Origin of the sequence: Micromonospora globispora, from assembly GCF_003857015.1 — a bacterium.
Lineage (GTDB): Bacteria > Actinomycetota > Actinomycetes > Mycobacteriales > Micromonosporaceae > Micromonospora > Micromonospora globispora.
Map to the genome: position 1 here is coordinate 1 of NZ_QGGF01000392.1, position 16,004 is coordinate 16,004.

A 16,004-nucleotide genomic window follows, 5' to 3' on the forward strand; every position below is an offset into this window, starting at 1 on the left:
GTGGTGCACATCCGGGACCTGGTGGGGGCGACCGGCACGGTGGGGGAGCGGGCCCGGCGGCCGCTGCTGCTGCCCGCCACGCTCCCGGTGGCCGACGCGATGCGCGAGCTGCGCCAGGGCCGGGAGCAGCTCGCCCTGGTGGTCGACGAACGCGGCGGCATCGACGGCATCGTCACCATGGAGGACCTGCTGGAGGAGGTCGTCGGCGAGCTGTACGACGAGACCGACCGGGACATCTCCGAGGTGCGCCGGGAGGCCGACGGGTCACTGCTGGTGCCGGGCGACTTCCCGCTGCACGACCTGCCCGACGTGGGCGTACGGCTGACCTTCCCGCTGTCCCGCGAGTACACCACCGTCGCCGGTCTGGTGCTGGCCCGGCTGGGGCACGTGCCGACCGGGCCGGGGGAGCGGGTGCAGCTGCCGGAGCTCACGGTGGAGGTGGTGGAGGTGGCCGACCGGGCGGTCCGGCTGGTCCGGCTGCGGGGTGCCGCGGTTGGGGGCTGATTTTCCCCGAACGGGTGAATCGCGGATCTTTGGTCGTCTTTCGGCGAGGTTGGCCCTACCGTCCGGAGCGTGAGGGAACGAGGGATACGCACCTTCCTGACGGTGCTCGCCGGGCTTGCCGTGATCTACTTCGGCGTCACCGGGCACCGCAGCACCGGCAAGGACGGCGGCATCTCCGGCGGCCTCGTGCTGCTCGCCCTCCTGGCGTCCGCCCTGGTCTGGTACGTGACCCGGCCGAAGGACAGCGCCGCCAAGTGAGGTTCAGCGGGTGGCCGCCGCCGTCCGGGTGACGTCCTCCGCGGAGTCCTCGTCGAGCGTCACCCGCACCAGCGCCGAGGCGAGCCGGCCGAAGTCACCCTCGCGGACCAGCCCCGCCAGCCCCTGCGGGTTCGCCGGCAGGCCCAACCGCTTCGCACCGTTGAGGGTGCGCCGGTCGGCGTATGGGCGCAGGTCGGGCCAGACCGACTGCACCTCGCGCAGGAAGATGTCCGCCCCGGTCGGGCCGATCCCGGGGAACTCGATGAGCAGCCGGCGCAGCACGTTCCGCTCCCCGTCGGCCTCCCGGTGCAGCCGGCGCAGGTCCCCGTGCCAGCGGTCCAGGCAGAGCCGGGCGCCGTTGCCGAGCATGGTGGAGGTCCGCTCGTCGTAGCGGCGGTAGTGCCCCCGACCGAGGGCGTCGACCCGGTCCTGCCAGCTCGCCGCCGCCATCGCCTCCGGCGTCCGGTAACCCGCGGCGAAGAGTTCCCGGGCGGCGGCCAGGGCCACCCCGGCCCGGATCCGGGTGCTCAGCAGGGTGGTGAGCACCAGCAGCTGGTACAGCGGTCCGGGGCGGTCGGCCAGCTTGATGCCCGCCTCCTCGGCGTACGTCCGGCCCTGCCGGTCGAGCAGCACCCGGGCCACGTTCCGATCGTTCCGCATCCCGATGGTGTACCCGTGTGGCCCGCGGGCAGACCCGCGGCGGCTGCCGGAATGCGCTCGGCGGCGACGGGTAACCGGAACAGGTGCGCGGCTCACGTCGCGTGCCCCACCGGGAAGGAGAAGCCCGTGACGAACGTGCAGCAGCCCGAGATGCGTCGCAACGAGCACAACCCGACCGTGCAGGACAGCAAGGAGCCCGGCCCCTCCGGTCACCCGCGTAACAGCGGGACGTCCCAGGGGGACCGGGGACGTACGGTGCCGAAGGGCCAGGCGTCGCCGTACGGCCCGGCCGGTAGGCAGATGGCCGACGACGAGAGCAAACCCCGGGGCTAACGACCCCGCCGCGATGGCGGTCGCAGCCGGTTCCAGGTGGCTGCGGCCGCCATTCCGTATGCCAGGTGCGGCACGAGGTCGGCCACCCAACCGGATCGCCCCCAGCGCCGGGGGTCGGTCACCTTCAGCGCGGTCATCGAACCGTCGGTGGTGGCCATCACGCCACCGCCGAGCAGCCCCGCGGCCACTGGCAGCGGGATACGTTTGCGGGCGGCGAGCACCCCGAATGCGACACCGGCCGCGACGCCGGTGCCGTACCCGAGCAGGGGCCCGAGGCCCGAGCGGCGGTTGGCCGCCCGGTCCTCGGGCCCGAGGTCAACGTGTGCTACGCCGGCCAGCCGACGGGCGGTCTCCTCCGGAGTGCTGCTCGCCGGCCGGGCCCGGACCACCATGTCCAGGTAGCTGACCACGTTCAGCACGGCACTGCCCACCGCGCCGGCGATGGCCCCGTCTACTACCGGCGCAGCCCTCACTTCGGGTCGCCGGGTTCGCGCTCGCCCTTGGGCCCGAACGTCCGTTCGCCCCGGACGATGCCCCGCTGGCCGCGGTCGTCCTGCAAGATCCGGTTGGCGGCCTGGTTCGCCTCCTGGTCCGCCGCCCGCCCGGACTGCTCGATCAGATCACGCAGTCGTGCCCGTTCCTTGTCGTACGCGTTGCTGCCCGGCCGTGGTCCTGGCATCGCTGCCTCCTCCGGTCGCTGTCGCCGTTCGGCGTACCGGAGTCGTCTACCCGTCACCGTGCCGGTCATTCCCGGGGTTCAGGCGGGGGAGCGGACCACGGCGACCGGGCAGGTGGCGTGGTGCAGCACCCCCTGGCTCACCGACCCGAGCAGCAGCCCGGTCAGCTCGCTCCGGCCCTGGGCGCCCACGACCACGAGCTGCGCGGTGCGGGACGCCTCGGTGAGCACGGTCACCGGCCGACCGTGCACCACCTCCCGGGTGACCGGCACGTCCGGGTAACGGTTGCCGAGCCCGGTGAGGGACTCCGCCACGATCCGGTCCTCCTCGCCGCGTAGCTGGTTCACCTCGTACACCAGGGGCTGCATGTCGCCCGGGCCGCCGGAGAACGGGTGGGTGTAGGCGTGCACCGCGTGCAGCCGGGTGCCCCGCACCGACGCTTCCTCGGCGGCGAACTCGACCGCGGCCCGGGACAGAGCCGAGCCGTCGACGCCGACCACCACCGGCCCGCTCGTGCGGTCCTCGCCCCGGGCGACGAGCACCGGGCAGTCGGCGTACGAGCCGACCTGGATGGCGACCGAGCCGAGCACGAGCGCGGCGAAGCCGCCCAGGCCACGGTCACCGAGCACGATCATGGTGGCGGTGGTGGACTCGCCCACCAGCACGGCCGCCGCCTCACCGTCGATGATCTCGCCGGAGACACGCAGCCCGGGCGCGGCCGACTCGGCCTCGGCGACCGCCGCCGCGCCGTTCGCCGAGTTCACCGCTGCACCTCCTGGCCGCCGGACGCTCGCGGCCAGTATCGCGGCCGGCGGCCGGTCAGCGGGCCGATACCGCCGCAGCCCACCCCTCGGTACGCTGTCGACCGTTCGCCCGAGGAAGGGAGCCTCGTCGATGGCCGAGCCCGATCAGCCGAGCATCGCCCGCATGATCGACTTTTGGCTCGGCGGCGAGCACCACTTCCCGGTCGACGTGGCCGCGGCCCGCGCCTTCGAGCAGTCGTACGGTCCGTGCGCCGAGGTCTTCCGCTCGCTGCGCGACTTCCTCGGCCGGGCCGTCCGGTCGATCGCCGACGCCGGGGTGGAGAGCTTCCTGGTCTTCGGGGCGGGCGTGCCGACCCGGGGCAACGTGCACGAGGCCGCGCCGGAGGCGACGGTCCTCTACACCGACGTCGACCCGGTGACGATCCGGCTGGGCCAGCGCATCCTGACCGGCAGCGACCGGGCCGGGTACGGCTACGGCGACGCCACCGACATCGGCACCGTCGACCCGGCCCAGCTGCACCGGTTCGTGCCCGGGTGGGGGAGGCGACCGACCGGGGTTGTCTTCCTCGGCCTGGCGGCCTTCCTGGACGACGAGACGCTCTCCCGGACGCTCGACGAGCTGTACGAGGCGGCCGCGCCGGGCAGCTTCCTCGCGATCGACTTCCCCGGCGAGGAGCTGGCCGGGCGCCCGGAGGCGCTGGCCGTGATGGGGCCGGAGTTCCGGATGCGCCCGCCGTCGGCGTGCGCTCCGCTGCTGGGCCGCTGGGTGCCTACCGAGGACGGCATCGTGCCGGTCGCCCGGTGGCGCCGGGACGGCGAGTCCGCCCCTGTGCCGGAGGCGTTCCACGGCGGGGTGGCCACCAGGCCGGCCGCCTGACCCGGCGGTCCTCGGCGGCGTTCCCGCGGCTCGTTCCCCGGTCCGTCGACGCCTCGGGCCGGCGCTGTGCCGTGCCGGTCGGCCCCGGCGGGCGGTCGGAACCGGCCGATCGGGCGCGCGCTCTCCTCCGTATGATGCTTGCCCTGTAGCAATAGTCGTCCTCGGAGGATGAACATGCCGGATGCGCCCGGACAGGTGTCACGCGCCCTGCGCGTGGCGCCGCCCGACCAGTTGGCGGAGGCCGCCGACCGGGCGATCCGTGCGGAACTGAAGGCGTCGCGGACCGAGGTGTTCATCGCCGACTACCGGTTCAGCGGGCTGTGGCCGGTACTCGATCCGGAGCTGCCGGACGCCGGTTTCCTCTCCTGTCACGGGGTGGCGCAGCGCTGCTTCAGCAGCCAGCAGCCGGTGCTCGACGGGGGAGAGGACGGCCGCTGCCGGATCTATCTGCCGCTGTCGGTCTGGGGCGAGCGGCTCGGGGTGCTGCTGATCGAGCTCTCCGACTCGCCGGACGCGGCGACGGTCGACCAGGCTCGGGACATCGCCGGCGAGCTGGCCATGGCCCTGCGCGCGGCCGACCGGGAGACCGACCGGTACCGCCGGGCGCGGCGCCGGGAACGGCTGAGCATGGCCGCCGAGATGCAGTGGGACCTGCTGCCCGGCCGCAGCGTCACGCACGGCGCGTTCCTCCTCGCCGGCCAGCTCGAGCCGGCGTACAGCGTCGGTGGGGACCACTTCGACTGGTCGGTGGACGGCGACCGGCTCACCGTCACCGTGCTCGACGGCACCGGCAGCGGGCTGGCCGCCTCGCTGCTCACCGCGGTCACCGTCAACGCCATGCGCAACGCCCGCCGGTCCGGGGGAAGCCTGGTGGAACAGGCGGAGCTGGCCTCGGACACGATCTACTACCAGCACCGGGGGAGCCGGCACGTGGCCACGCTGCTGCTGGAGCTGGACACCCGGCACGGGGTGGTGCGGGCGGTCGACGCCGGCTCGCCGCACGTCATGCGGCTGCGCGGCGGCACGGTCAGCCGGGTCCCGCTGGAGCAGCAGTTGCCGCTGGGCATGTTCGCCGAGACCCGGTACGACGTGCAGGAGGTCACGGTGGAGCCGGGGGACCGGCTCTTCGTGGTCAGCGACGGCGTGTACGCGGCCCAGCCGGACGGCCGGGAGTCCTACGGGGAAAGGGCCATGGCGCGCGCGATGCGGTCCACTCGGCTGCAGCCGGCGACCGAGGCTGTTGGTACGGTGATGCGCGAACTCCACGCTCACCACGCCGACGCGGATCTCCGCGACGACGCGGTGGTCGTCTGCCTGGACTGGCGCGGCTCCAGTTCGGTGGCCGACGGGCGTGCGCAGTAACCAGGACGTCGGGGCGAGCACGAGCGGGACGATCGCAGGGGATATCGGGTGGAGCGACCTCCGAATCTTGCCGCGGCCATTGATGCGGCTGCCGAGGCGCTCATCGGTGTGCTCGACGCGGCCGCGTCCCGGCACACCGTCGGCGTCTCCCCGACCCAGCTCCGGGTGCTCTCGCTGATCATGACCAATCCGGACGCCAACGTGAACCGGCTGGCCGAGCTGCTGGACGTCGTACCGTCGTCGGCGAGCCGGCTCTGCGACCGGCTGGAGGCGATGGGCCTGGTGCGGCGGGTGGCCGACCCCCGGGACCGCCGGGAGGTCCGGCTGATTCCCACGGCGGCGGCCGAGACCCTGCTGCGGGAGCTGAAGGATCGCCGGCACCAGGCAGTCCAGGCCGTCCTGGACCGGATGCCCAACCGGGTGCAGCACGAGCTGTTGCTGGCCCTGGTGGCGTTCAGTCAGGCGGCGGCGATGACCGCCGTGCAGCCCGGGGCCGAATCCACCGCCCGCACCGCCTGACCCGCCGTCCCCGTCCTCGCCGCTGTTCGGGCTGCTCAATGCCGCTCAGCTAGTGTCCTAGGATGCCTTACGGGTGGTGTCAGTCCGCACAGAATGCAACAGCACGGCCGCAACGGAACGCACGAGCCGGGGCACTGACGAGGCGCCCGATATAGTGGCAGCGCAACTCAGCGGCCCACGATCGCCTCGATCGTGGGCCGTATCGGGGGAGGTCCCAGCCCGGGATCGCAGAGGGCGCCGGCGGTGACCGGCCGGCAACGCGCACGTCCCTCCGGAGCGGCCGACCTCGGTCGGCCGCCGGACCGTGCTGCGAAGGGAGGGTTCGGTGTCGCGTCGGCCGGCTCGGGCAGAGCATCCGGCTTCCGGCGGTACGGCGGCGGTCGTGGGGGACCGTGTCCTCACCCTGCCGAACCTCATCAGCTTCGTCCGGCTGATCGGCGTACCGCTCTTCCTCTACCTCTTCCTCGTGGTCCGCGCCGACGTGGCCGCGATCGTGGTGCTGGCCATCGGTGGCACCAGCGACTGGGTGGACGGCTGGGTCGCCCGCCGGCTCCAGCAGGTCAGCCGGCTGGGTGAGCTGCTCGACCCGCTCGCCGACCGGCTTTACATCCTGGCCACGCTGCTCGCGTTCACCGCGCGGGAGGTGGTGCCGTGGCAGTTCACCGGGGCGCTGCTGGCTCGCGAGCTGCTCCTGCTCGGGTCGCTGGCGGTGCTGCGCCGGTACGGGTACGGCCCGCCGCCGGTGCACTACGTCGGCAAGACCGCCACCTTCCTGCTGCTGGCCGCCTTCCCGATCCTCCTGCTCGCCGCGGCGGCGCCGGCCACGGCCACGGTCGCCGGCGCGATCGGCTGGGGACTGGCCTGGTGGGGTCTGGTGCTCTACTGGGTGGCCGGCGCGATGTACGTGGTGCAGGCCCGGCGCCTGGTCCACGCGATGCGTACCCGCTCGGGAGGTGCGGCGGCATGAGTTCGACCCCTCGCGATGGTCGGGACCCCTCTGCCCGGGTGTACGCGCCGGACTTCCTCACCGAACTGTTCCGCAACCCCCTCGACCCGGGGTACGAGGACGCGGCGGCGCGGCGCCGCGAGGTGCCCCCGTCGCGCTGGCGCCGGTTGGCGGCCCGCCCGGTCAGCGTGGTGGTGATCCTGGCGATCGGTTTCCTCTTCGCGGTCGCCTACCGGGAGACGGTGGCGGAGGAGCCGAGCCGGGCGAAGGCCCGGGCCGGGCTGATCGCCGAGATCAAGCAGCGGGAGAGCGAGACCGACCGGTTGACGGCGCGCGCGGACCAGTTGCGCGAGGAGGTGAGCCGGCAGCGGGACGCGGCGCTGGGCGATTCCCAGGCGTCCCGGTTGCGGAACCTGGAGGCGGCCACCGGGCTGGCTCGGGTGCGCGGTGACGGCGTGGTGGTCCGGTTGGCCGACGCGGCGGCGGACAAGAACGCGGTGACCGGCGCGGATGCCGGCCCGTCCCGGGTGCTCTACTCCGACCTGCAGAAGGTGGCCAACGCGCTGTGGGCGGCGGGTGCCGAGGCGATCGCGATCAACGGGCAGCGGCTGACGGCGACCTCGACGATCCGGTCGGCGGGCGAGGCGATCCTGGTCGACTACCGCCCGGTGACCGGCCCGTACGAGGTGGCGGCGATCGGCCCGGGGTCGATGCGGGACCGCTTCGACGACAGCCGGGCGGCGAACCTGATGCGGGAGGTGGCGAAGACCACCGGCCTGTCGTTCGGGGTGAAGGACGCCGAGGACCTCACCCTGCCGGCCGCCCCGCAGCCACGGCTACGCTACGCCGAGCCCTCGGTGAGTCCGAGCCCGTCGCCGTCGGGTTCGACCTCCTCACGTTCGACCAGTCCCGGGCCGTCCGGCTCGGGGACCTCTCCCAGCCCCTCCGGAGGTGGCCGATGATCGCGGTGCTGGCGTTGCTCGCCGGTGTGGTCCTCGGGGTGTACCTCGACCCCACCGTGCCCGCTGCGTTGCAGCCGTACCTGCCGATCGCGGTGGTGGCCGCGCTCGACGCGGTGTTCGGCGGGGTCCGGGCGAAGCTCGACCGGATCTTCGACGACAAGCAGTTCGTGGTGTCGTTCATCTCGAACGTGCTGGTGGCGGGCCTTATCGTCTATCTGGGTGACCAGTTGGGCGTGGGCGGGCAGCTCTCCACGGGTGTGGTGGTCGTGCTCGGGGTGCGCATCTTCGGCAATGTGGCGGCGATCCGTCGTCACCTGTTCCGGGCGTAGGTGTGGCGATGAGCGAGGAGCACAGGGAGACGGGCACGGGTTGGCCGGAGCCGTCCGAGCCGACCCGGCCGTCGGGTCCGGCGGGTGAGCCGGATCCACGCCCGGACGCGCCCGATCCGGACGAGCTGAGCCCGTTGGCGCCCCCGGCGGAGACGGAAGCGCCCGCGGAGACGGAAGCGCCCGCGGAGCGGGAGACCGGCACGTCGGCCGGGGAGCCGGAGGCGACCGCGGGTGGTTCGGTGGCGCGCCGGCTGACCTCGGCGGGCGCGATGATCGCCGTGTTGCTGGCGCTGCTCGGGTTCACCCTGGTGGTGCAGTTGAAGACGACGTCGACGGATCCGACGTTGGCGGCAACCCGGGAGGAGGACCTGGTCCGGATCTCCTCGGATCTGGATTCCCGGGAGCGGCGGCTGCGGCAGGACATCGAGGCGCTGGAGGAGAGCCAGCGGCAGTTGCGCTCGGGTGAGCAGGGCCGGCAGGCGGCGTTGGAGGAGGCGACCCGGCGGGCGGACGAGCTGGGCATCCTGGCGGGTACGTTGCCGGCGGTGGGGCCGGGTCTGACGGTGCGGTTCGAGGGTCCCGACAAGGCGATCTCGTCGGCGCGGATCCTGGACGCGGTGCAGGAGCTGCGGGGTGCGGGCGCGGAGGCGATGCAGATCGCCGGGTCGGACGGCACGACGGTGCGGATCATCGCGTCGACGTACTTCGTGGATGCCGCGGGTGGTGGTCTGACGGTGGACGGGCGGCGGTTGAGCGGTCCGTACACGATCACGGTGATCGGGGATCCGGCGACGATGCGTACCGCGTTGAACATTCCTGGCGGGGTGGTCGCATCGGTGCAGGACGCCGGCGGTAACGTGACGCCCGAGGATCGTGAGGCTGTGGAGGTTTCGCAGCTGCACGCGCCGATCACGCTGGATCACGCCCGTCCGGTCTCCTGACCGGTCGCGGCCTGCGCCGGTTTCCCCCCGGTGCACGGATGGATGAAGGACGCAGCTGGTGATTCCTGAGGATCTGCGGTACACCGCCGAGCACGAGTGGGTGGCGTCTGGTGACGGCGGCGCCGTCCGGATCGGCATCACGCACTTCGCGCAGGACGCCCTGGGTGACATCGTGTACGTCCAGTTGCCGGACGAGGGCGCGGTGGTGGCGGCGGGTGAGCCGTTGGGTGAGATCGAGTCGACCAAGAGTGTGTCGGAGATCTACGCGCCGCTGAGCGGCACGGTCGCGGCGCGCAACGAGGCGCTCGGCGACACCCCTGAGGTGATCAACACCGACCCGTACGGTGCGGGCTGGCTGGTGGAGATCACTCCGGATGATCCGGCGGCGGTCGACGGTCTGTTGACCGCCGGCGCGTACCGCGAGCTCACTGAGAGCTGAGTGTTGCCCGGGCGGTGCGGGGCTGGTCTCCGCGCGTCCGGTTGCCCTGCATTTCGGCGCTGGCTAGGCTCGCCCAGTCGACCGAGAACCCAATAGTTGAGCGTTGTGGAATGCGCCTTCCCGGGCACGGGGAGCCAGCCGCCGGGTGAGCAACTGCCCGGCGGCCAGACCCGCCATTACCCCGACGCCGACCGAACAGATCCGTGAGGTGGTCCCCATGACGCGGCCAGACGACGAGTTCCCCCCACTCGACGTCACTTCGACGCTCAATCTCGGTTCGCTCGACGAAGTGCTGGAGGGGCCGGACACCGATGTGGTGCCGAGCCGGATGTCCGGTTCGTTGCCGCCGGGGATGGCCCTGCTGGTGGTTCGTCGGGGTCCGAACGCGGGCGCCCGGTTCCTGCTGGATCACGATGTGACGACGAGCGGCCGGCACCCCGACAGTGACATTTTCCTCGACGACGTGACGGTGTCGCGGCGCCACGCCGAGTTCCACCGGGACGGTGGCACGTTCACGGTGCGGGACGTGGGCAGCCTGAACGGCACGTACGTGAACCGGGAGCGGGTCGAGGCGGCCACCTTGAGCAATGGTGACGAGGTGCAGATCGGCAAGTTCCGGGTGGTGTTCATCGCCGGTCCGCGCCCGGAGGAGGAGGCCGGCCGGGGGTGAACGAGCCTGCGGCTTCGACGCCGCCCGGCGGGGCCGGGTCCGGTGCGCTGATGAGCATCGGCGAGGTGCTGGCGCAGTTGCGGGTGGAGTTCCCGGACACGACGATTTCGAAGTTGCGGTTCCTGGAGGCCGAGGGGCTGGTGGAGCCGCAGCGGACGGCGGCGGGGTACCGGAAGTACAGCTGGGACGATGTGGCGCGGTTGCGGTTCGTGTTGACCGCGCAGCGGGACCAGTATCTGCCGTTGCGGGTGATCCGTGACCAGTTGGCGGAGTGGGAGGCCTCGGGTTCGGCGCCGGGTCGGCAGCGGCCGACGTTGGTGGCGGTGGGTCCCGGTGGTGAGGTGCCGGGCCGGGACGCGGAGGAGTCCGCCGAGTCGTCGGAGGTGCGGCTGGGGCGGGCGGATCTGATCGCCCGGAGCGGGATCGCCGAGTCGACGTTGGCGGAGTTGGAGCGGCTCGGTGTGCTGGTGTCCGATCCGCCGGGCTGGTACGACGCGGATGCGTTGATCATCGCGCGGGCGGTGGCGGGTCTGGCGGCGTACGGGCTGGAGCCGCGGCATCTGCGTGGGTACCGGACGGCGGCGGATCGGGAGGTCGGTCTGTTCGCGCAGTTGGTGGCGCCGTTGGCGCGGCAGAGTGATCCGGCGGCGCGGGCCCGGGCGGCGGAGACGGCGCGGGAGTTGGTGGCGTTGTCGCAGCAGTTGCACGCGGCTCTGGTGCGGGTCGGGTTGCGGTCGACGTTGGGTCGGTGATGGTGGGCCGGGTGTCGTGGGGGCGCCCGGCCTGTTCCGTCGGTGTGAGCGGAAAGGTCTGCGGCGGGAAGCGTGTCGTAGGCTTGCCGGGGTAACCCCTTTTCCGGCAGGGCGCAGGGTGCACGTAGCGCATGGGATCTCGTGTCGCGGTCCGTGTACCGTGCAGGGAAAGGGCGCGGTGCGTAGGCGACGACGACACGGAGGCGGCGGTGCGCGAGCTGAGCGTGGTCGGAGTTCGGGTGGAGCTGCCCAGCAACCAGCCGATCGTCCTGCTGCGGGAGGTCGAGGGGGACCGCTATCTGCCGATCTGGATCGGCGCGGTCGAGGCGACGGCGATCGCTTATGAGCAGCAGGGGGTCAAGCCGGCCCGGCCGCTTACTCATGATCTTCTGCGGGATGTGCTGGCGGCGTTGCAGGCGCCGTTGCGGGCGGTGGAGATCATCGAGTTGAAGGAGAACGTCTTCTACGCCGATCTGTTGATCGGTGACGGGGTGCGGGTGTCCGCGCGGCCGAGTGATTCCATCGCGTTGGCGTTGCGGGTGGGGGCTCCGATTCGTTGTGCCGAGCAGGTCCTCAGCGAGGCGGGGATCGTGATCCCTGACGAGCAGGAGGATGAGGTGGAGAAGTTCCGGGAGTTCCTGGAGCAGGTGCGGCCGGAGGACTTCGCGGGCTGACCTCGCCCGGTGCCACTCGACGAACCGTCACGGTGAGTGACGGTATCGTTGCGTTGGTGATCTTCGTCGTGGCTGCGCGGCGTGTCGCGTTCGTTCCTCCCCGGTAACCCTTGAGGGCCGCTATAGGGTTGCGGTGTCGAGGGGTGCGCGTCGGTCGAAACGATGTGTCACCGCACGGGCGGGGAGGTTGTCCGATGCACGAGCCGCGGGATCCTGGTCCGGGTACGGAGCAGCAGCAGGCGGGGGTGACCCCGTCGGCGTCGGGCACCGAGGGTGACGACGTGGGCTACCGCGGTGTGACGGCGTGCCAAGCGGTCGGCATCAGTTACCGGCAGTTGGACTACTGGGCCCGGACGGGGCTGGTGGTGCCGAGCGTGCGGGATGCGTCGGGTTCGGGGACGTCCCGGTTGTATTCGTTCCGCGACCTGGTGGTGTTGAAGGTCGTGAAGCGGTTGCTGGACGCCGGGGTGTCCCTGCAGAACATCCGCAAGGCGATCGAGGCGTTGCGGTCGCGTGGGGTGGAGGATCTGGCGGGGATCACGCTGATCTCGGACGGGACGACGGTGTACGAGTGTCGTTCGCCGGAGGAGGTGGTCGACCTGTTGCAGGGTGGCCAGGGCGTGTTCGGCATCGCGATCGGTGGCGCGTTCAAGGAGATCCAGGGTTCGTTGTCGCATCTGCCGGCGGAGCCGGCGGCGGGCGGTGGGCAGGAGCGGGCGGTGTCCGCGGCGGAGCCGGACGAGTCGACGGAGTCGGTGGGGGACGAGTTGGCGGCGCGGCGGGCTCGTCGTCGGGCCGGGTGACACGCCCGAAAGTTTTAGCGGATCGCGTCGTGGCGGAGGCCCGGCGCGGTTCTTTTTTGGTCACGTGTCGTGATTCGATGTGGACGTTGGGGTGGTGCCGGGCGGTCCGGCGGGTGGGACCGCCGGCGGCTCGCGGAGCTGGTTGGCGTCGTGGGTGGTCACCGGTGCGCCCGGCGCCGATGGGAGACGCTGGCCGGGCGGCGGTCCGGCGTGGACTGTCTCGTCTGCGGCGGGGCGACGGGCTTACCGATTGTGGCGGCGCGGTGGCGGCGGGTGGAACATTCGACCAACTCGTCCTCACTCTGCGTGAGCGGGTGTTGTCGGAAATCTGATCAGCGGGTCGTGACCGGGAGCGCCGGGCACGCTATGGTCCGACACGCGGTCGCGCTCGTGGTGGCGTCCCGGCACGCACGGTGACGTAGCCCGGCCGGCCGATGTTCCTCGCGCGCTGGCCGCGCGACCCTTCACCCCCGGAAGGAACGACCGTGACGGTTACGGAAGAGACCGCCCCCCTGTCCAACTACCAGCGCATCGGCGGCGCCGCTTCGGTGCGGGCGGCGGTGGCGCTGTTCTACGACAAGGTGCTCGCCGACCCGGAGGTGGCCGGCTACTTCACCAATGTGGACATGGCCGAGCAGCGGCGGCACCTGGCGTTGATGCTGACGGTGGTCCTCGGCGGGCCGAACGAGTACAACGGCCGCGGCTTGGCCGAGGCACACCAGCCGCTGGGCATCCCCGCGGAGCACTACGCCCGGGTCGGGGGTCACTTGACGGAGACGCTGACGGAGCTGGGCGTGCCGGCGGACGTGATCGCCGACGTGGCAGGTGTGCTGAGGCAGGTGCAGGAGCAGGTGGTGGCCGCCGGGTCGGGCCGCTGAGCGTGGACGCGGCAGGTCTCAAGCAGAGCTGGTCCCTGGTCGCCGCGCACGGCGATCAGGTGCCGCTCTACTTCTATTCGACGCTGTTCCTGACGCATCCGGAGACCCGGCAGATGTTCCCGACGGACATGGCCGGGCAGCGGGACCGGCTGGTCACCGCGCTGGGGCACATCGTGTCCCACGTCGACCAGGTGGACCGGCTGGTCGGGTTCCTGCAGCAGCTCGGCGCGGACCACCGCAAGTTCGCGGTACGCGCCGAGCACTACCCGGCCGTCGGTGAGGCGTTGCTGGCGACGGTGCGGCACTTCCTCGGCGAGGCGTGGACCGACGAGCTGGCGCGGGACTGGGCGGACGCGTACGGGCTGGTCGCGCAGGTGATGACGGAGGGCGCGCAGGCGGCGGAGGCGGTGCACCCGCCGTGGTGGGTGGCGGAGATCGTCGGCCACGAGCGGCGGACGTTCGACGTGGCGGTGTTGACGCTGCGCCCGCAGTACCTGTTGCCGTTCACGCCGGGCCAGTCGATCGGGGTGTCGCACCCGGCGGTGCGGTCGTGGCGGTACTACTCGCCGGCGAACGCGCCCCGCGCCGACGGCACGCTGGAGCTGCACGTACGGGCGGCGCCGGGTGGCGCGGTGTCGTCGCGGCTGGTGTACGGGTGCGCGGTGGGTGACCGGATCCACCTGGCCGCGCCGGTGGGGGACCGGTTGACCCTGTGGTCGGCGGGCTCGGGTGATCTGCTGCTGCTGGCCGGCGGCACCGGCTGGGCGCCGGTGAAGGCGCTGGTGGAGCAGATCGCGGCGGAGGGTTCGGGGCGGAAGGTGGACCTGTACGTGGGGGCGCGGTCGCGTGGGGAGTTCTACGACAGCGAGGCGATCGACAAGTTGGCGTCGTCGTCGCCGTGGTTGACGGTGACGTACGCGGTCGGTTCGGACTTCCGGCGGCCCGGGGAGGTCGTGCACGTGGTGGACCGGGCGTTGGCGGACGGGGACTGGCGGTCCCGGCACGTGTACGTGTGCGGGTCGGACGAGATGGTCGGGCACGCGGTGACGACGTTGACCGAGGCCGGCTACCACGCGGGCCAGCTGCACCACGAGGGCCTGGGGAAGCACTGGTACGGGCCGGCGTGGCGCACGGCGGTGCAGCAGGCGTCCGCCGCTGACATTTCCGGAGGGGTGCGGTGAGCGCGACGCCGATCGGCAGGTACGACGGGGTGCAGGTGTCCGCCGCGCAGGTGCGGATGACGGCGGACCGGGTGCGTCGCTGGCAGTTCGACGCGGCGTCGTTCACCCGCCGCGGCTACGACCACGCCGACGTGGACCGGTTCCGGATGCAGGTGGCCGACGAGTTGGATCTGTTGTCCACGCAGATTGCCAACCTGCGGGCGGAGAACGAGCGGCTGACCGACCGGGTGGAGCTGCACCGGCACGGGGTGATCCCGAGCGCGGAGTCGACGTCGCCGGTGCCGGCGGCGAAGGAGGTGAACCTGCTGTCGGCGGCGCAGCGGGAGGCCGAGCAGATCGTCGCGCAGGCCCACGACTACGCCCGGCGGGTCGCCGAGTACGCCCGGGTGCAGTACGACGGCTACCTGCGGGCGGCGGCGGAGGAGGCGAAGCAGGAGGCCGAGCGGGCGGTGGCGGAGTACCGCGCCGGGGCCGGTGGGCACGCGGAGGATTCGGTGGCGACGCGGGAGGCGTTGCGGATCTTCGGCGAGATGATGATCTCGCACATGCGGGCGGCGGCCCGGCACCTGGACGACGGCAGCGAGCAGTTGGCGCGCACGATGGAGCGGATCGCCCGCGAGGCCGGCGGTGCGGCGCCGGTGGGCGGCGGCCAGGTGCGGGTGGCGTTGCCCCGCCACCAGTAGCCCTGACGGGTCGGCCTGCCGTCGGGCCGGACCTCACCAGGGCAGCGGGTGGCCGTCGCGGAAGAAACCGCCGGTGGGACCGTCGTCGGGGATCCGCACCGCCCATAGGACGCTCGCGGCGCCTTCGGCGATGGTGCGCGGCGCGGCGGGACCGCCCATGTCGGTGGCGACCCATCCGGGGCAGACCGAGTTGACCAGGATGCCGTCGGGGGCGAGCTGCGCGGCGAGCAGCCGGGTCAGCGCGTTCAGCGCCGCCTTGGACATCGCGTACGCGGGGGTGGCGGCGCCCATGCTGGTCAGGGAGCCGCTTTCGCTGGAGACGTTGACGATCCGCCGACCGGGGGCGGGGTGACGCATCAGCGGGGCGACGGCCTGGGCGACCCGCCAGGCGCCGAGGGTGTTGACCTCCAGGGTGTCCCGGACCTGGGTGAGGTCGGCGCCGAGCGGGTCCTGCCAGGTGTCGTAGTTGACGGCGGCGTTGTTGACCAGCACGTCGACCCGGCCGTGGTGCTGGCGCAGCCAGCCAGCGAAGCGGGTGACGCTGTCCGGGTCGGCGACGTCGAGCGGGGCTACGGCGACGTCGCCGGTCAAGTCGCGGGCGGCGACGTGGCCGGCGTCGACGTTGCGGACGGCCAGCACGGTGCGGTGGCCCTCGGCGGCCAGTTGGGCGGCGACCTGCCGGCCGATGCCCCGGTTGGCGCCGGTCACCACGGCCACCGCGCGGGTGTCGTCTGCCACGACTGCGGAGTCTGGCACGCCGGGCTCGGTGGTGTCAGCCGGTCGGCGTGATCG

22 protein-coding genes and 1 pseudogene are annotated in these 16,004 nt (G+C 72.4%); 18 read left to right on the forward strand and 5 right to left on the reverse strand.

Annotation, left to right across the window (positions count from 1 at the left end):
- The coding region (locus DKL51_RS20650) for a transporter associated domain-containing protein (protein WP_124812389.1) at window positions 1-504 on the forward strand (504 nt) is incomplete at its 5' end.
- Between the two features lie 69 nt (window positions 505-573).
- Window positions 574-762: a hypothetical protein gene (locus DKL51_RS20655; protein WP_109944260.1), complete on the forward strand. Its 189-nt coding sequence runs from the start codon at window positions 574-576 to the stop codon at window positions 760-762.
- Between the two features lie 3 nt (window positions 763-765).
- Here the strand turns inward: DKL51_RS20655 and DKL51_RS20660 are convergent, their stop codons facing one another.
- The gene (locus tag DKL51_RS20660; protein ID WP_109944261.1) at window positions 766-1,422 is read right to left on the reverse strand and encodes an HhH-GDP family DNA glycosylase; all 657 of its coding nucleotides are present in this window, start codon (window positions 1,420-1,422) and stop codon (window positions 766-768) included.
- 126 nt (window positions 1,423-1,548) lie between these two features.
- Here DKL51_RS20660 and DKL51_RS20665 point away from each other — a divergent pair, with 126 nt between their 5' ends.
- Window positions 1,549-1,755, forward strand: coding sequence for a hypothetical protein (locus tag DKL51_RS20665; RefSeq protein ID WP_109966378.1), 207 nt, complete (start codon window positions 1,549-1,551; stop codon window positions 1,753-1,755).
- On the opposite strand, the gene DKL51_RS20670 is transcribed toward DKL51_RS20665, so the two are convergent.
- The 3 genes and pseudogenes from DKL51_RS20670 to DKL51_RS20680 all read right to left on the reverse strand — a co-directional run.
- Window positions 1,752-2,228 carry a hypothetical protein gene (locus DKL51_RS20670; RefSeq protein WP_124812390.1) on the reverse strand — a complete coding sequence of 159 codons (477 nt, stop codon included), beginning with the start codon at window positions 2,226-2,228 and terminating at the stop codon, window positions 1,752-1,754. The two genes, DKL51_RS20665 and DKL51_RS20670, sit on opposite strands and share 4 nt — an antisense overlap.
- Window positions 2,225-2,434, reverse strand: coding sequence for a phosphatidylethanolamine-binding protein (locus DKL51_RS20675; protein ID WP_109944264.1), 210 nt, complete (start codon window positions 2,432-2,434; stop codon window positions 2,225-2,227). Before DKL51_RS20675 ends, DKL51_RS20670 begins: the two co-directional genes overlap by 4 nt.
- A 78-nt stretch (window positions 2,435-2,512) precedes the next feature.
- Window positions 2,513-3,178 (reverse strand): annotated as a pseudogene (locus DKL51_RS20680) (universal stress protein); the annotation flags it as partial.
- Between the two features lie 148 nt (window positions 3,179-3,326).
- Here DKL51_RS20680 and DKL51_RS20685 point away from each other — a divergent pair.
- The 15 genes from DKL51_RS20685 (at window position 3,327) to DKL51_RS20755 (ending at window position 15,212) form a co-directional block, all read left to right on the forward strand.
- Window positions 3,327-4,073, forward strand: a complete 747-nt coding sequence (locus DKL51_RS20685) for an SAM-dependent methyltransferase (protein ID WP_124812392.1) — start codon at window positions 3,327-3,329, stop codon at window positions 4,071-4,073.
- 174 nt (window positions 4,074-4,247) lie between these two features.
- Window positions 4,248-5,435 (forward strand): PP2C family protein-serine/threonine phosphatase, encoded by a 1,188-nt coding sequence (locus tag DKL51_RS20690; protein ID WP_124812393.1) that lies wholly within the window; start codon window positions 4,248-4,250, stop codon window positions 5,433-5,435.
- Window positions 5,436-5,483: 48 nt separating this feature from the next.
- The gene (locus tag DKL51_RS20695) at window positions 5,484-5,954 is read left to right on the forward strand and encodes a MarR family transcriptional regulator (RefSeq protein ID WP_124812394.1); all 471 of its coding nucleotides are present in this window, start codon (window positions 5,484-5,486) and stop codon (window positions 5,952-5,954) included.
- Window positions 5,955-6,279: 325 nt separating this feature from the next.
- Window positions 6,280-6,921, forward strand: a complete 642-nt coding sequence (clsA, locus tag DKL51_RS20700) for a cardiolipin synthase ClsA (protein WP_109944269.1) — start codon at window positions 6,280-6,282, stop codon at window positions 6,919-6,921.
- Window positions 6,918-7,862 carry a DUF881 domain-containing protein gene (locus DKL51_RS20705; protein WP_124812395.1) on the forward strand — a complete coding sequence of 315 codons (945 nt, stop codon included), beginning with the start codon at window positions 6,918-6,920 and terminating at the stop codon, window positions 7,860-7,862. Before clsA ends, DKL51_RS20705 begins: the two co-directional genes overlap by 4 nt.
- Entirely contained in the window at window positions 7,859-8,191 is a 333-nt protein-coding gene (locus DKL51_RS20710; protein ID WP_007071104.1) for a small basic family protein, read from the forward strand. Before DKL51_RS20705 ends, DKL51_RS20710 begins: the two co-directional genes overlap by 4 nt.
- An 8-nt stretch (window positions 8,192-8,199) precedes the next feature.
- Window positions 8,200-9,132, forward strand: coding sequence for a DUF881 domain-containing protein (locus tag DKL51_RS20715; protein ID WP_124812396.1), 933 nt, complete (start codon window positions 8,200-8,202; stop codon window positions 9,130-9,132).
- Window positions 9,133-9,190: 58 nt separating this feature from the next.
- Window positions 9,191-9,571: a glycine cleavage system protein GcvH gene (gene gcvH / locus DKL51_RS20720; protein ID WP_109944272.1), complete on the forward strand. Its 381-nt coding sequence runs from the start codon at window positions 9,191-9,193 to the stop codon at window positions 9,569-9,571.
- A gap of 217 nt (window positions 9,572-9,788) precedes the next feature.
- Window positions 9,789-10,241 carry an oxoglutarate dehydrogenase inhibitor Odhl gene (odhI, locus tag DKL51_RS20725; protein ID WP_007071101.1) on the forward strand — a complete coding sequence of 151 codons (453 nt, stop codon included), beginning with the start codon at window positions 9,789-9,791 and terminating at the stop codon, window positions 10,239-10,241.
- A gap of 50 nt (window positions 10,242-10,291) precedes the next feature.
- Window positions 10,292-10,993, forward strand: coding sequence for a transcriptional regulator FtsR (gene ftsR, locus DKL51_RS20730; RefSeq protein WP_185734866.1), 702 nt, complete (start codon window positions 10,292-10,294; stop codon window positions 10,991-10,993).
- 209 nt (window positions 10,994-11,202) lie between these two features.
- Window positions 11,203-11,667 (forward strand): bifunctional nuclease family protein, encoded by a 465-nt coding sequence (locus tag DKL51_RS20735; protein ID WP_109965454.1) that lies wholly within the window; start codon window positions 11,203-11,205, stop codon window positions 11,665-11,667.
- A 194-nt stretch (window positions 11,668-11,861) separates the two neighbouring features.
- Window positions 11,862-12,470 (forward strand): MerR family transcriptional regulator, encoded by a 609-nt coding sequence (locus DKL51_RS20740; protein ID WP_124812397.1) that lies wholly within the window; start codon window positions 11,862-11,864, stop codon window positions 12,468-12,470.
- A gap of 485 nt (window positions 12,471-12,955) precedes the next feature.
- Window positions 12,956-13,348, forward strand: coding sequence for a group I truncated hemoglobin (locus DKL51_RS20745; protein ID WP_124812398.1), 393 nt, complete (start codon window positions 12,956-12,958; stop codon window positions 13,346-13,348).
- Window positions 13,349-13,350: 2 nt separating this feature from the next.
- Window positions 13,351-14,529 carry a globin domain-containing protein gene (locus tag DKL51_RS20750; RefSeq protein WP_109944275.1) on the forward strand — a complete coding sequence of 393 codons (1,179 nt, stop codon included), beginning with the start codon at window positions 13,351-13,353 and terminating at the stop codon, window positions 14,527-14,529.
- Window positions 14,526-15,212, forward strand: coding sequence for a DivIVA domain-containing protein (locus DKL51_RS20755; RefSeq protein ID WP_109965457.1), 687 nt, complete (start codon window positions 14,526-14,528; stop codon window positions 15,210-15,212). The genes DKL51_RS20750 and DKL51_RS20755 overlap by 4 nt, the downstream gene beginning before the upstream one ends.
- Window positions 15,213-15,245: 33 nt before the next feature.
- Here the strand turns inward: DKL51_RS20755 and DKL51_RS20760 are convergent.
- Window positions 15,246-16,004, reverse strand: a 759-nt coding sequence (locus DKL51_RS20760; protein ID WP_221623219.1) for an SDR family NAD(P)-dependent oxidoreductase, incomplete at its 5' end; no start/stop codon positions are given.